Source organism: Bradyrhizobium sp. I71, assembly GCF_022354745.1.
Taxonomy (GTDB): domain Bacteria; phylum Pseudomonadota; class Alphaproteobacteria; order Rhizobiales; family Xanthobacteraceae; genus Bradyrhizobium; species Bradyrhizobium liaoningense.
Genome location: NZ_CP059398.1, coordinates 3,362,275 through 3,376,438 on the forward strand (window position 1 = coordinate 3,362,275; position 14,164 = coordinate 3,376,438).

A 14,164-nucleotide genomic window follows, 5' to 3' on the forward strand; every position below is an offset into this window, starting at 1 on the left:
CATGCCTTCACGTGAAGGCGTGCCCGTTTTCATTTGAGAGGTGATGTTTTCGCATCACCATCGCCAGCCAACGGGAATTCGGCGATGTCCCCGCCCGCGTGCGGGGGCGGCCTTGGCTCTTGCGCGCAGGAGACCGTCATCAATCCGTGATTTGACATTTCGTTCGTGTTTGTCAAATCTGACAAAATGCAGGCCAAGGCTCCTCCCCAGGACCGGATCCTCGACGCCGCCATGCGCGTGTTCCGGCGCCACGGCTTCCGCCGCTCCTCGATCGAGCAGGCGGCGGCGGAAGCCGGACTGACGCGGCAGGCGCTCTATCATCACTTCGCCTCCAAGGAGGCGTTGTTTCGCGCCGTGCTCGAGCGGCTCTACGAGCAGGGGCTCGCTGCCGAAATCGCGGCAGCGAGGGCGGCGGAAGAAGCGGGCCTCGAGCTTGCCGACATCCTGGTCGCCGAGATCGGCGCGCGAATGCAGTCGCTGCTCGCTTCGCTCAAGGACTCGCCCCATACCGAGGAGCTGTTTTCCGAGCACCTCGCGCAGGCGCGCGACCTCTACCAGAGCTATTCCAACCGTTTCGCCGACGAGATCGCAACCACGATCGCGCGGGTGTGCCGCAAGCGAAAGCTCACGCTCGAAAGCGGCGTCAGCGTGCGCGAGCTCGCGCGCTGCGTCGAGATGGCGATCCACGGCACCAAATCCGCTTTCCCTTCCATGCAGCCGGTCGACGCGTTCCTGAAACAGCTCGAGACCATGCTTCGCATGCTGATCGCCGGCGCGATGGCGCCGTCCGCAAAGAAGTCCCTACGCAAAACGGGAGTTCGAAAATGACCACCACGACTATCAATGGACGGCCTCTGGCGTTACCCGACGATCCGGATGCGCTCTTGATCGACGTGATCCGCGATGGCGGCCTCACCGGCACCAAACTCGTCTGCGGCTCCGGCGTCTGCGGCGCCTGCACCGTGCTGCTCGACGGCACGCCCGTCGTGAGCTGCCTGTTGCCGGCGCAGGCGGCCGCCGACAAATCGCTGACGACCATCGAGGGCGTCGGAGCAGCCGGATTGCATCCGGTGCAGAAGGCGTTCATGGCGCACGACGCCCTGCAATGCGGCTTCTGCACGCCCGGCTTTGTCGTCGAAGCCACCGCCTTCCATGACAGCTGGCGCGCGACCAAGGGCGCGGCGACACCCTCGCGCGAGGAGATCGCCGCCGCGCTATCGGGACATCTCTGCCGCTGCGGCGCCTATGAAGGCATCTATCGCGCCGTCGCCGAAGCATGCTCGGGCCGCTTCGACGGCAACGATCCCATCGCGCCGCGGCTGGAAGCCCGCGACAAGGTGACGGGACTGGCCCGCTACACAGTCGACATCCACCATGACGGGCAGCTCGAAGGCGTCATCCTGCGCGCGCACATCGCGCATGCGAGGATCACCGGGCTTGATCTGGCGCCGGCGCGCGCCATTGCCGGTGTTGCCGCGGTCGTTCCGCTGCTCGACGATGACAACATGGTCCGCTTCGTCGGCGCGCCGATTGCAGCCGTCGCGGCCAAGGATCGCCGCACCGCACTGAAGGCAATCGCCGCGATCAGCTTCAAGCCCGAGCCTTTGCCCGCGGTGATCGGGCTCGATGCAGCGCGACGCGACGATGCGCCCGTCGTGTTCGAAAAGAAGGACCGCAAGCGTGCCGGCAACGTGTCCGAGGGCGCCGGCGGCGCACCGGTGTCGTGGAAGGGCAATGTGCGCGGGCCTTCGGCGCCGTTCTCGCAAAAAGCCAAGCAGGCCAAGAGCTGGCTTGACGAGGCGCGCCAGCAACGCAATCCGCTGCTGGTCGAGGAAACCTTCCGCGTCTCGACGCAACAGCACGCAAGCCTCGAACCACATGCCGCCGTAGCCAGGTTCGATGGCGATCAGCTCACCGTGCACATCTCGACCCAGGCCATTCACGAGAGCATGGAGAAGATCGCCAAACGTTATGGCCTTCCGCACGACAAGGTGCGTGTGATCGCCGACCATGTCGGCGGCGGGTTCGGCTCCAAGGGCAGCGTTGGGCTGGAGACCATCGCCGCAATCGAGCTTGCGCGCGCCGCGAAGGCACCGGTGCGTGTCGCCTTCGATCGTGAAGAGGAGCTTTCCGTCGCCGGCTATCGTCCGGCCGCCGAGCTGAAGCTGTCCTTGCTGCCTTCGGCGGAAGGCCGCCTCAAGGCGCTGTCGCTCACCGCCCATGCCGATACCGGCGCAGCCGTGAACTCGCTGATCGCCGGCCTGGCGAGACTGATCTATCCGGCCGAAGCAAAGGAACTCGTCGACTTCGACGTGCTCAGCAATTTGCCGCCCGGCGCGCCGTTCCGCGGCCCCGGCGGTCCGCCGATGTCGTTTGCGCTGGAGCAGGCGGTCGACGAAGCGGCGTTGCGCATGAAGATCGATCCGATTCACCTGCGCAAGCTCTGGGACCCCGATCCCAACCGCCAGCGACTGTACGACTGGGCTGCCGGCCTCGACGTCTGGAAGCGCCGCAAGCCGGCCGCCTCGCAGACCGGCCGCTACCGGCGCGGCGTCGGCGTCGCCACCGGCTACTGGCTCTATCTCTGGCAGACCGGCTCCTCGGTCGAACTCGCGATCAAGGGCGGCCGCATCGTCGCAAGCTGCGCGGTACAGGATATCGGCACGGGCACGCGCAGCGTGATCGCGAACACCGTCGCGAAGGCGTTCGATCTCGAGCCGCAGGACGTGGAAGTTCGCATCGGCCGCTCCAACCTGCCGCCCGGACCGGGCTCCGGCGGCAGCCGCGTCACCGCCTCGGTGGTGCCGCCGACCTTGCTCGCCATCGACAAGCTGAAAGCGGAAATCAAGCGCACCGCGTCTCGCACACCTGCTCCGGGCTCGAACGCGCCGTGGCGCGAGATGATCGCGGCTTCTCCCGACATCGCCGTGTCGGCGAGACGCCAGGAGGACGGCAAACCGCCGCCCGGCGTCAGGCCGGCGCTGCACGAGGCGGGCATCATGGGCCGGGTGTTCGGTTGGGTGCTGCGTCTGATGAACCACATGGTGGTCGGCGCCGGCGTGCCGAGCTCGGTGCAGGTGATGGAAGTCGAGGTCGATACCTGGCTCGGCCATGTGCGCGTGCTCAACGCCTATACGGGCCTCGCGATCGGCAAGCTCGCCGCGCCGACGCTGGCGCGAAGCCAGGCCGCGGGCGCGGTGATCCAAGGCATTGGCTACGCACTCTATGAGTCGCGGGAGACCGATCCTTTGAGCGGCCACATCCTGAGCGGCAGCATGGAGGATTACCGCATTCCGGGGATTGGCGACATGCCGAAACTGGAAGTGCATTTCGACGAGGCCGGTTTCGAGCATGTGCCGGGCGGCAGCGTCGGCATTGGCGAAGTCGCCACCGTGCCGACCTCGCCCGCGATCGCCAACGCCATCCGCGATGCGATCGGCGTGAGACTGACCGAAATTCCGTTCCGGCCCGATCGTCTGGTGGCCGCGCTGAAAGGGAGGGATGCGGCATGAGTGTCGCCGTCATGACCGCGAAGCCCATGCCTGAATTCCGTGCTGGAGGCACCGACTTCAGCGAACGCCGCCGCAGCGGCGTGTCGCGGGGAATGCTGATCGATATATCGGCCACCGGCGACAAGACGATCACCTGGGACGCCGATGGAGCAGCCCATATCGGCGCGCTTACCACCATCGCCACGATCGCGACGGACGCGCGCATCGCCGCTGCCTATCCCGGTATTGCGGCGAGCGCGCATGGCCTCGCCACGCCACAGGTGCGCCAGGTTGCAACGCTTGGCGGCAATCTCGCGCAACGTTCGCGCTGCTGGTATTTCCGCCGAGCCGACATCGATTGCCTGAAGAAAGGTGGCAGCACCTGCCCTGCCCGGTCTGGCAATCATCTCTATGGCGTTGCCTTCGATCTCGGCGACTGCGTCGCGCCGCATCCCTCGACCATGGCAGCGGCGTTGCTCGCCTATGATGCGACCATCACCACGGACCGGCGCAGCGGATTGACGATTGCCGGCCTGCTCGGCGACGGCTCGGTCGCGCACGCCGATCATACACTCGCAGCAGGCGAGATGATCAAAAGCATCGCGCTTCCTGCTCCGCTTGAGGGCGAGAGCGCTTCGTACAAGCGGGCGATCAGTCGGACCTATGCGGAATGGCCGCTGGTGGAACTCTGCGCCCGCGTCGTGATCGCCGACGGCAAGTTCCAGCTCGTGCGTCTCGCTGCAGGCGGCGTCGCGCCCGTGCCGCTTCGCCTCACCGCCGTGGAAGTCCAGCTCAGTGGCAGGATTGCCAATGCGGCATCGATCGCAGAAGCGGCGAAAGCGGCGAGCTCGGGTGCCGAACCATTGCCGATGACGGCCTACAAGCTCGATCTTCTGCAAGGGCTGGTGCGCGACGTGCTCGAGCAACTTTCGGACTAAAGCGCGATGAGATTTGGATGAATCGTCATCGCGCTTAAGGTTCTTGTTTGAGCATGATCCGGCGCCTGCTACCGACGGTCTGCTGAAGCGCACGAGCGGCGCCACGAAGGCGTCGCCGCGAATGCTGACCGACAGCCGGGAAGCCGCGATCGCCAGCGCCTTGAGCGACGAGCTGCAAGCAGTAAGAGTGCACTGAGCACACGCGCGCGAACCTTCCGCCTCAGCGCACCGCCGGAATCAGCGCCCGCAAAATGTCCGGCTTCCAGGTTTGGCGCTCGCTGTCGAAAGCCGCGAAATCGTGGTCGAACTGCCAGTAGGCCCATGCCCAGCCGAGCCGCTCCGCGCTCCGCGCCACGAACGACAGATATCTCGTCCGTGCTTCGGCTGGAGCGGCCTCGTACACGCCGAACTCGCCGAGATAGATCGGGCGCTTCTCCCTTTCGGACCAGGACCGGATCTTCTCGAAATCGGCACGAGCCTTGCTTTCGTCCTCCGCAGTGCCCCAATCAAGCGGACCGATTCGCGAGAACGTCGGCGACCACGGCGCGCCCTGATGGGTGAAACGGATCGGCGCGTAATAGTGAAACGTGACGATGAGGTTTCGGTCGTCCGACGGCAGGACCAGGTCGTCGACAGGCATGTCATCGACGTTGAGAACCGCGGCGATGACCGTCCGCCGGGGATTGGTGGCGCGGATGATGCCGAGACACTCGTTCAGAAGGGCGTTCCAGGCGGCGGACGCCATCTGCCCGCCCGGCTCATTGAGGACCTCGAAGACAAGCTTCGGATATTTTCCGGCGTAACGCGCGGCGATCTGCGTCCAGAACGCTTTCAGCTTCTCGGTGCACTCGGAGACGTCGCGCTGGCAGACATGGGTATCGTGCTCGTCCAGGATGGGGATGAGCTTTCGGGCGAGCACCTCCTCGATGACGGCATCAAGCCGCCTCAACACCGTTTCATCCAGCAGATTCCCCGGGCCCATGAACTTGAAGCCGAAGAAATTGATGCGAACGTGCGAGAACCCGGCGCGCCTGATCGCCGTGAGGTTATCCAGCCGAAATGGCGCGTTCCGGCCTCCCTCCCAGATGCCGTCGTAGCCGAGGATGTTGATGCCGCGTCCCAATTTCGAGGGGGACGGCGCGGTGCCCTGGCCGGCTGCGTCGGCCCGGGATCCGATTGCGAGCACGGCGATCGCCAGAGCCAGACCGAACGCCAGCGGCCAGCGAGCGCAGATCGCCTTCATCCGTTCCTCCTCATCACGACAGGGATTGCTGCGGCACCGGCCTGCACACCGCAAAGAAGAATGCGACCAGAAGCACCGACGTGAACATCGTCGAGCGGAGGAACATCGTCTCCGTGAAATTCGATTGGAAACTCAGGACAACGAATCCGATGATGAGAGCGCAATGGCCGCGATCGATCGACCGGGTGGAGATCAAATACTGGACCTTCTCCGAGAACAGATAGACGCTCGCGACGAACAGCAGATATCCCAGGAATCCCGTTTCGATCGCCACCGCGATGTAACCGCTGTGATAATTGTCGAGCACCCAGCCATGATTCTGGTTGAAATAGTCGTAAATCGCAGGGCGCGTCCAGAATCCGTTGATGCCGAAGCCCAGCAGCGGCGCATCGTTGAAATGGCTGATGGCGTACTGCCAGATGAAGGTCCGCTCGGTCAAATTGATGGTCGTTTCGCCGAGATGGATGGAATCGTATCCCGTCACGTAGAAATACAGGATCAACAGGGCGGCCAGGATGCACATGATGAACGGCAGCGCCGCGTAGACTCTCATGCAGCGGATCGACCACATCGAGGTAAAGAGCAGTGCTCCCGCGGCAACGGCAACGGCACCGGCGCCACGCGATTCCGAGGCGATGACGCACGTCGATGCCAGGAGGAACATCGAGAGGAAGGCGATCCATCCCTGCCCCGTCATCTTCCGATAGCAGGCAAAGAACATCAGATAGGCGCTGATGAAGCCGAGCGTCTGCTTCGATTCATAGATTCCTTGCCACTGGCCATTGTGCATCCAGCTCTGGTCCACGCCGATCTCGGGCACGAACACCGCGCACAAGGTCGAGGCCGCGACCAGAATGAAGAGCCCCAGCGCCGTCGACCCGACGATCTCGTCGATGTCGACACGCGTGATGAGGCAGTACGCACCGAAGGTCGTCACCGCGAGTGCCGCGCTCTTCATGAACGCCGCGCCGGCGAGGCTGGTCCAGAGAACGGAAACGACGGCAAGAGCATAGAATGCGACCAGCGCGATGAGATCGGGATTGCATTGCACGCGCACGCGCGGGCGTATGAAGGCACTGGCGTAGATCAGGATGATCCACATCAAGAGCGCTACGGCCTGTTGCACATAGCTCCACTCTGCGCGAAGCAGCGCGGGATTGAAGACGCCCATCGACGCGATCACGTTGACGGTGATCGAAATGCGGATCACGTTTCTGGCAAGCGTTTCCACGCCGACCCCGCGCGCTTTCCAGATCGCGCTGTCGTATGCCTCGGAATCCGCCACGGTGTGCAGGCTGGCCATGAGCTGACCTTCCAGAAGCACGGTTAATATTTTGCTTAATGCCCATCGCGACCGCCCTCGCGCGGGCGGCGTTCCCAGGGCTCGAGATTCATCCGATGCCGGGGCCCGGAGGGCCCCGGACGATGCTTAAAGCGCGGTGCGATGAGGATGAAACGTCACCGCGCTTCAGGGTGTTGTTCAGGCATGATCTTTTCGGAAAGCCGCTGCGCACCTTTCCGGATCATGCTCAGGCCGCGGTCGCCGGCGGCAGTGCCAGCACCGAATAGATCGCCTCGGCATCGCGCGAGGCGCGGAGCTTCTTGGCGATGTCCTGGTCGCGGAGCAGGCGGGCGATGCGGGCGAGCGCCTTGAGGTGATCGGCGCCGGCGCCTTCGGGGGCGAGCAGCAGGAAGACGAGATCGACCGGCTGGCCGTCCATCGCCTCGAAATCGATCGGGCGGTCGAGGCGCGCGAACAGGCCGAAGATCTTTTCCAGCTTGGGCAGCTTGCCGTGCGGAATGGCGACGCCGTAGCCGACTGCGGTGGTGCCGAGCTTCTCCCGCTGCAGCAGCACCTCGAACACCGAGCGCTCGTTCTGCCCGGTCAGCTCGGCGGCCTTGGCTGCGAGCTCCTGCAAGGCCTGTTTCTTGCTGTTGACCTTCAATGCCGGGAGAATCGCCTCGGGTGCGACCAGATCGGTAATCGGCATGGAGGGTTTCCGAGGTGAATTAAACCGTCAGGTTCCGATTTGGCCAACTTGATAGACCAAGCTGAGCCGGCGTCAATAACATGAAGCAGGAGGCGCACTTAGCCCCGGTCGAGATGTGGGGGGCTTCTACTCCAACGCAATCCCGGTGCCAACTCCCGCGTGTGGCTTTGCCACCGTCATTGTTAAGGGCCGGAATGGTACGGTGCCCGAATCCCGGGCCTAGCCGTGCGACTGGCCGTCCACTTTCGCCCCCGGCGGGTCAATCCAGCCCACATTGCCGTCCGCCCGGCGGTAAATGATGTTCACCCGACCTGACGAACCATGCTGGAATACCATGCAGGGCGCCCCGCTGAGGTCGAGTTCCATGACCGCTTCGCTGACCGAGAGCCGCTTCAGCGACGTGGTTTGCTCCGCGATAATGACCGGGCTGTAGCCGGTGACTTCCTCTTCGCCCTCTCCGGGCGCTTCCAGCACGTAGCTGGTGGCGTCGAGCGCAGCCATCGCTTCGGAGGCGACATGGGCCTTGCGCGCAGAGCGGTCCTTGAGCCGGTTCTTGTAGCGCCGCAGCCGCCTCTCGATCATCAGCAGCGCCTGGTCGGCGCTGGCATAGGCATCCGGTGCGTTCGAATCGGCCTCCAGCGTGATTCCCGAATCGAGATGCAGGGCGCAATCGGTGCGGAAACCGAAACCGTCCTTGCTCAGCGTGATGTGGCCGGAATAGTTGCCGTCGAAATATTTGCGCAGCACCTCGTCGGTGCGGTCGGCGACGCGGCCGCGCAGGGCCTCGCCGACGCTGATGCTCTTTCCCGAAATCCGGAGAGTCATGGGATGCCTCGCTTGGTTTGTAGCCCCAGCTGCGATGACGCGTCATCGCAGCTGAAGTCGCTCCCTGCGCACGATCTTCGCGCAAACGCGCTCCGCGTATGTCGCGAGGAGAACCGCTGCACATCTTTCCGGATCATGCGCATGCCTGGATCGGTCTCGCAGGGAAGACGAGAGTAGCGCGATTTCGCGCCAGCGCAATCAGGCCGGCTCGGGGTTGCGGGAGCGATCGGACAATGCGGTGGAGAGAACGTTACCAAGAGCGCTCTGCTTGTCGCGGCGGCGTTGCACCGAGGAGGGTATGCGCATGGCTTCGCGGTACTTCGCGACCGTGCGGCGGGCAATATCAATGCCCGAGGCGCGCAAGCGTTCCACGATGGTGTCATCCGACAGGATCGCGGAGGGCTCCTCCGAATCGATCAGCTGCTTGATGTGGTGACGCACGGCTTCGGCCGAATGCGCCTCGCCGCCGTCGGCCGAGGCGATCGAGGCCGTGAAGAAATATTTCAGCTCGAACGTGCCGCGATTGGTCGCCATGTACTTGTTGGCGGTGACGCGCGACACTGTGGATTCATGCATCTGGATGGCATCGGCGACGGCCTTCAGATTGAGCGGCCGCAGGTGCGCCACGCCATGTGTGAAGAAGCCGTCCTGCTGGCGCACGATCTCGGTTGCAACTTTCAGGATGGTGCGGGCGCGCTGGTCGAGCGCGCGCACGAGCCAGGTCGCGTTCTGAAGCGCGTCGGTGAAATAGGACTTGTCGCCGTCCTTGCCGACCTTCTTCGACAGCTCGGAATAGTAGGTCTGGTTGACCAGCACACGCGGCAAGGTGTCGCTGTTGAGCTCGACATGCCAGCCGCCGTCGGGACCCGGACGGACATAGACATCGGGCACCATGGTCTGCAGGCGCGCGGAGCCGAACTTCATGCCGGGCTTGGGATTGAGGCGGCGGATCTCGCCGATCATGTCGGCGATGTCCTCGTCGTCGACGCCGCAGATCTTGCGCAAGGCAACGATGTCGCGCTTGGCAAGCAGGTCGAGATGCTCGACCAGGGCCTGCATCGCCGGATCGTAGCGGTCGAGCTCGCGGAGCTGGATCGCCAGGCACTCGCTCAAATTGCGCGCGCAGACGCCGGGCGGATCGAATTTCTGCAGCACGGCGAGGACGCCTTCGACGTCGGCTTGCGATGCGCCGAGGCGCTCGGCGGCCTGGCCGAGATCGGCCGGCAGATAGCCGGCCTCGTCGACGAGGTCGATCAGGTACTGGCCGATCATGCGCTGGGCGGGGGCGGCGAAGGCGACCGCGAGCTGCTCGGCGAGATGGTCCGACAACGTTGTCTCGGCCGCGACAAAAGCTTCGAGATTGTAGTCTTCGGTCCCAGAGGCACCGCCGCCCCATTCGGTATAGGTGGTCGGCGCGGCGTCCTGGGCGTTGCGCGCCGCGGCCTCGGCGGGCTCCTCGGAGAAGACGTTGTCCAGGCCCGTATCCAGGGTCTGCTCGATCTCGGCGCGGGTGCCAAGATCCTTGCTCATCCATTCTTCCTGGCCCGGCTCGAAACCCTCGGCGCCGCCGCCGAAGCCGTCCTCGCCCTGACCATCGCCTTGACCGTCGGAATCGCCGTAACTCCCGGCCTCGGCCGGAGCCTCCCCCGCCGGGCCCTCGTCACTGGCCCGTTCCAGCAGCGGATTGCGCTCGAGCTCCTCTTCCACGAACGTCGTGAGATCGAGATTGGACAATTGCAGCAGCTTGATCGCCTGCATCAGCTGCGGCGTCATGACCAGCGACTGCGACTGCCGGAACTCTAGTCTCTGCGTGAGCGCCATGAAGCAAGAACCGTTCCCAAAAATTGGTCCGATTTTTGCTTATCCTAGTCCGAGCCCGATGTACACGTCTTGACGAAACGCAAAAACGGGCTAGAGGCGGAATTCCTCGCCAAGGTAAAGGCGGCGTACGTCCGGATCGGCAACGATCTCATCCGGAGTTCCCTCGGTCAAGATTTCCCCGGCATAGACGATATAGGCGCGATCGGTGAGGCCGAGCGTCTCGCGGACATTGTGGTCGGTGATGAGAACGCCGATGCCGCGGTTGGTGAGATGGCGGACGAGGTCCTGGATGTCGCCGACCGCAATCGGGTCGATGCCGGCGAAGGGCTCGTCGAGCAGCATGTAGTTCGGCCGCGTCGCCAGCGCGCGCGCGATCTCGACGCGGCGGCGCTCGCCGCCGGACAGCGCGATCGACGGCGATTTGCGCAGGCGCGTGATGTTGAATTCGTCGAGCAGCGAATCGAGCTGCTGCTCGCGCTTCTTGCTCGAGGGCTCGACCACTTCGAGCACGGCGCGGATGTTCTGCTCGACGGTGAGGCCGCGGAAGATCGAGGCCTCCTGCGGCAGATAGCCGATGCCGAGCCGCGCGCGCTGATACATCGGGAGCTTGGTGACGTCGTGGCCGTCGAGCTCGATCGCGCCGCGGTCGGCCTTGATCAGGCCCGTAATCATGTAGAACACGGTGGTCTTGCCGGCGCCGTTCGGCCCGAGCAGGCCGACCGCTTCGCCCCGGCGCACATAGATGCTGACGCCGCGCACCACCTGGCGGCTGCCGAAACTCTTTTCCACGCTATGCACAGCCAGGAAGCCGGGCCGCTTCAGCAGCTGAGGGCCGCCCGCGCCGTTGGAACTCGCGGCGGCCCTGACCGGGTGAACGGCCTGCGGACGCGGCGGCTCGACTTGATAGCCGGCCTGGTAGTCATCCCGGAACTGGTCCGGCGCGCGCATCGGCTGGTCGCGGGCGACCGGCTGCGCGTCCCTGATGGGACTGGTCACGAGGCCGCCGACGCTGTCACCGAGCGAGGTGATGTCCTGACGCGCAAATCCTGGCCGGCCGCGCTTGGCGGGGCGCCGACGGAACATGCTGAAGAGATCGACCATCCCGCCTTCTAGCCTTTTCGCGACGATCCTGCGCGAATTCGCGTGATCTGCCGCACCGGCCTTTCAGTTCGCCGAGGCAGCATGAGTGAAGGGATGTCTCATGCCCAGTGAAACACGCCCGAAAAGCGGCGGATCCCGCTTCGAAAGCCCTGCGCGCTAGATACAGCCTCGCCGGGCAAGCTTCAACCTCGGATCGCGAGGATTCGAGACAAGTGATTGAATTTACTTTTGTTTACTTGCGCCGGGCAATTGCAGGGGCGGCGCCGCGCCGGGTTTGGCCCCTTGTCCCCCTTGGCCGCAATCATTGCTGCCGCCCTGCGGCAGCAGCGCCTGCACGCGGCCGTTGTCGGATTCGACACGTGACACGCCGGTCGTCATGTCGACCATCAGGCGGTCGCCGCGCAGCACGTTCTTGCACTGCGTCAGAACCACCTGGCCGCCCGAGCCGCCGAGCATGGTGATGAGGTTGGTCCGGGTGTCGAACACGGCGGTCTCGCCGGTTACCACCTGGTCCTTCTGGGTGACCACGACATTGCCGCGCGCCTCCAGCCGCTTGATCGAGGAGCTGCCGCCCGGACCCGGCGTCGCCGACTGCATCGGCGCCGATTTCGTGCCCTTCGGCGCAGGCTGCGGCGCGGCCGGCTTATCGCCCGAGTCATAAAACACAACCAGCGTCTTCGAGGTCATGGTGGTGTCGCCCTGCACGACCTTCACATTGCCGGCGAAGGTCGCCTCCTTCTTCTTGTCGCGCATCTCCAAGGAGGCGGCCTCGATCTGGATCGGCTGATCGCGGTTCTGCGAAAAGCCCTGCATCGCGTTGGGCACGCCTTGCATCGTGCTCTGTGCAAAGGCCGCACCCGTGACGAGCAGTGCGAGACCGACGGCGAGCGCGGCCTTGCTGGCGACAGCGTCGCGCGGAAAACAGTTCATCATGAAAATCATCTTGAATTGGCAGACTTGTTCTGAGGCGTACGCGTCTTCGCAGGCGGCGCCGGCTCGGGCGGCGCAGGCTGGGCGGCGGGCTGCGCGGGCTGCTCGTCCAGCTTGTCCAGGTGCATCACCACGTTGCCTTCGAAGCGGATGACGTCACCACCTTCGGTAATTCGCAAGCGATCCGCGGTCAGCGTGCCGTTGGTCAGCGTGACGTCGACGCGCTCGTCCGAGGAGACCGTGCCCTTGCCCATGTCGACGAAGGCCGAGTTCAGCCGCGCCTCGTAGCCGGTCGAGGTGCGCAGGAAGATGTCCTTGTGCAGCTCGAGCTGCTGCTGCTTGTTGTCGAAGCGGCCGGTGCGGGCATCGAGGAAAAGCGTCGATCGATCCTCCATCAGCACCTTCGCGCGCAGGTCCGACAGATCGACATGATCGGGGTCGGTGATGTCCTGCGTCGCGGTCTTGGCCCAGAGCTCATAGGGCCGCTGGTCCGGCGTGAAGCCGGCGAGGTGCGGCGATTCCATCGTGATCTTGGTCCCCGACACCACCATGTTTCCGGAATCGAGCGGCAGCTTCGGCATCAGCATGCGGAACGGATTGAAGATCGAGACGCCGACGATGGCGGCCATGGACAACAGCACCGCACCCGGAACCGCGATGCGCAGAATCCGCACCAGGCGGCTGTGGCGTGCCGCGCTGGCGAACTTCGCCGCAAGCGCGGCGTCGTAGGTGGGATTCTGGGCCGAATTCACCTGGGCTCCTGAAGTCCTGGGCTCCTGAAATATCGCTCGCCTCGTCCGGTCGACGGGCGCCCCATTGTATCCGGCGCCGCCCAAATATGCAGCCGGCGACAGGCCGTTACGAAAGTGTCCGAAACGGGGCGGCAACCTCAGGCTAACCGCCGCGCCGGGCCTCAGGAATGCGCGAAAATGTCCTCTTCCGCCCAGCCCTGGAGGTCGAGCAAGGCGCGGGTCGGCAGGAAGTCGAAACAGGCCTGTGCCAGCTGGCTGCGGCCTTCCCGGACCAGCATGGCATCGAGCCGTTCGCGCAAGGCATGCAGATGCAGCACGTCGGAGGCGGCGTAGGCGAGCTGCGGCTCGGTCAGGCTGTCGGAACCCCAGTCGCTGGATTGCTGCTGCTTGGAGAGGTCGATGTTGAGCACCTCGCGCACGAGGTCCTTGAGGCCGTGGCGGTCGGTATAGGTGCGGGTCAGGCGGGAGGCGATCTTGGTGCAGTAGATCGGCCCGGTCATGACGCCGAAGGTCTGGTACAGCACCGCGATGTCGAACCGCGCGAAGTGGAAGATCTTCGTGACGGCCGGATTGGCCAGGAGCGCCTTCAGGTTCGGCGCATCGGTGTGCCCCCGGGGGATCTGCACCACGTCGGCGCTGCCGTCGCCCGGCGAAAGCTGCACCACGCAGAGCCTGTCGCGGTGCGGGTTCAGCCCCATGGTCTCGGTGTCGATCGCCACCGCTCCGGTGTAGCGGGACAGGTCGGGCAAGTCGCCGCGGTGCAGACGTACGGTCATGGCGTGTCAAAACCTCGGGTCGAATCGGTGCATCGATATCATAGGCTAAACGGATGGACCGCGATGTAGCCACTGGCGAGAGGTCACGCAAGCGGCGCCATGACCTGATGGCCCGGTCAGATCGCGGCGATGGCGTGCAGGTCGGCGATCCCCTAAAGCGGAATGGCTTCAGGTTGAATCGATCGCCGCGGGCCGTTCACCTCTCCCGCGTGCGGGAGAGGGCTTTCTCCTCTTGGGGATTGTCCCATTTGGGATACACCCTCTCCCCAGCCCTCTCCCGCAAGCGGGCGAGGGAG

Annotated in this window: 12 protein-coding genes and 1 pseudogene; 4 read left to right on the forward strand and 9 right to left on the reverse strand. The window is 64.7% G+C overall.

What is annotated here, in order from left to right; all coding sequences use genetic code 11:
- Positions 1 to 165: 165 nt before the first annotated feature.
- The 4 genes and pseudogenes from FJV43_RS16325 to FJV43_RS16340 form a co-directional block, all read left to right on the forward strand.
- Complete coding sequence (locus FJV43_RS16325; protein WP_239628490.1) at positions 166 to 828, forward strand: TetR/AcrR family transcriptional regulator; 663 nt, start codon at positions 166 to 168, stop codon at positions 826 to 828.
- Complete coding sequence (locus FJV43_RS16330; protein WP_239628492.1) at positions 825 to 3,512, forward strand: molybdopterin-dependent oxidoreductase; 2,688 nt, start codon at positions 825 to 827, stop codon at positions 3,510 to 3,512. The genes FJV43_RS16325 and FJV43_RS16330 overlap by 4 nt, the downstream gene beginning before the upstream one ends.
- Entirely contained in the window at positions 3,509 to 4,429 is a 921-nt protein-coding gene (locus FJV43_RS16335; protein WP_239628494.1) for an FAD binding domain-containing protein, read from the forward strand. The genes FJV43_RS16330 and FJV43_RS16335 overlap by 4 nt, the downstream gene beginning before the upstream one ends.
- A 112-nt stretch (positions 4,430 to 4,541) precedes the next feature.
- Positions 4,542 to 4,625, forward strand: a pseudogene (locus tag FJV43_RS16340) (DUF1150 family protein); the annotation flags it as partial.
- A gap of 24 nt (positions 4,626 to 4,649) precedes the next feature.
- Here the strand turns inward: FJV43_RS16340 and FJV43_RS16345 are convergent.
- The 9 genes from FJV43_RS16345 to FJV43_RS16385 all read right to left on the reverse strand — a co-directional run bounded on the left by FJV43_RS16345 (position 4,650) and on the right by FJV43_RS16385 (position 13,868).
- The gene (locus tag FJV43_RS16345) at positions 4,650 to 5,672 is read right to left on the reverse strand and encodes a glycoside hydrolase family 5 protein (RefSeq protein WP_239628496.1); all 1,023 of its coding nucleotides are present in this window, start codon (positions 5,670 to 5,672) and stop codon (positions 4,650 to 4,652) included.
- Positions 5,673 to 5,685: 13 nt separating this feature from the next.
- The gene (locus FJV43_RS16350; RefSeq protein WP_239628499.1) at positions 5,686 to 6,975 is read right to left on the reverse strand and encodes an O-antigen ligase family protein; all 1,290 of its coding nucleotides are present in this window, start codon (positions 6,973 to 6,975) and stop codon (positions 5,686 to 5,688) included.
- A gap of 226 nt (positions 6,976 to 7,201) precedes the next feature.
- Positions 7,202 to 7,663, reverse strand: coding sequence for a PTS IIA-like nitrogen regulatory protein PtsN (gene ptsN, locus FJV43_RS16355; RefSeq protein WP_028179145.1), 462 nt, complete (start codon positions 7,661 to 7,663; stop codon positions 7,202 to 7,204).
- A 219-nt stretch (positions 7,664 to 7,882) separates the two neighbouring features.
- On the reverse strand, positions 7,883 to 8,488 hold the full coding sequence (gene raiA, locus FJV43_RS16360) for a ribosome-associated translation inhibitor RaiA (protein ID WP_239628501.1): 606 nt from the start codon (positions 8,486 to 8,488) through the stop codon (positions 7,883 to 7,885).
- Between the two features lie 198 nt (positions 8,489 to 8,686).
- Positions 8,687 to 10,309, reverse strand: a complete 1,623-nt coding sequence (gene rpoN / locus FJV43_RS16365) for an RNA polymerase factor sigma-54 (protein WP_239628503.1) — start codon at positions 10,307 to 10,309, stop codon at positions 8,687 to 8,689.
- A gap of 90 nt (positions 10,310 to 10,399) precedes the next feature.
- Positions 10,400 to 11,410: an LPS export ABC transporter ATP-binding protein gene (gene lptB / locus FJV43_RS16370; protein WP_239628505.1), complete on the reverse strand. Its 1,011-nt coding sequence runs from the start codon at positions 11,408 to 11,410 to the stop codon at positions 10,400 to 10,402.
- 222 nt (positions 11,411 to 11,632) lie between these two features.
- Positions 11,633 to 12,352 carry an LptA/OstA family protein gene (locus FJV43_RS16375; RefSeq protein ID WP_239628507.1) on the reverse strand — a complete coding sequence of 240 codons (720 nt, stop codon included), beginning with the start codon at positions 12,350 to 12,352 and terminating at the stop codon, positions 11,633 to 11,635.
- Entirely contained in the window at positions 12,349 to 13,092 is a 744-nt protein-coding gene (gene lptC / locus FJV43_RS16380) for an LPS export ABC transporter periplasmic protein LptC (protein ID WP_239628509.1), read from the reverse strand. Before lptC ends, FJV43_RS16375 begins: the two co-directional genes overlap by 4 nt.
- Before the next feature lie 161 nt (positions 13,093 to 13,253).
- Entirely contained in the window at positions 13,254 to 13,868 is a 615-nt protein-coding gene (locus tag FJV43_RS16385; protein WP_194390615.1) for a ribonuclease D, read from the reverse strand.
- Positions 13,869 to 14,164 lie beyond the last annotated feature (296 nt).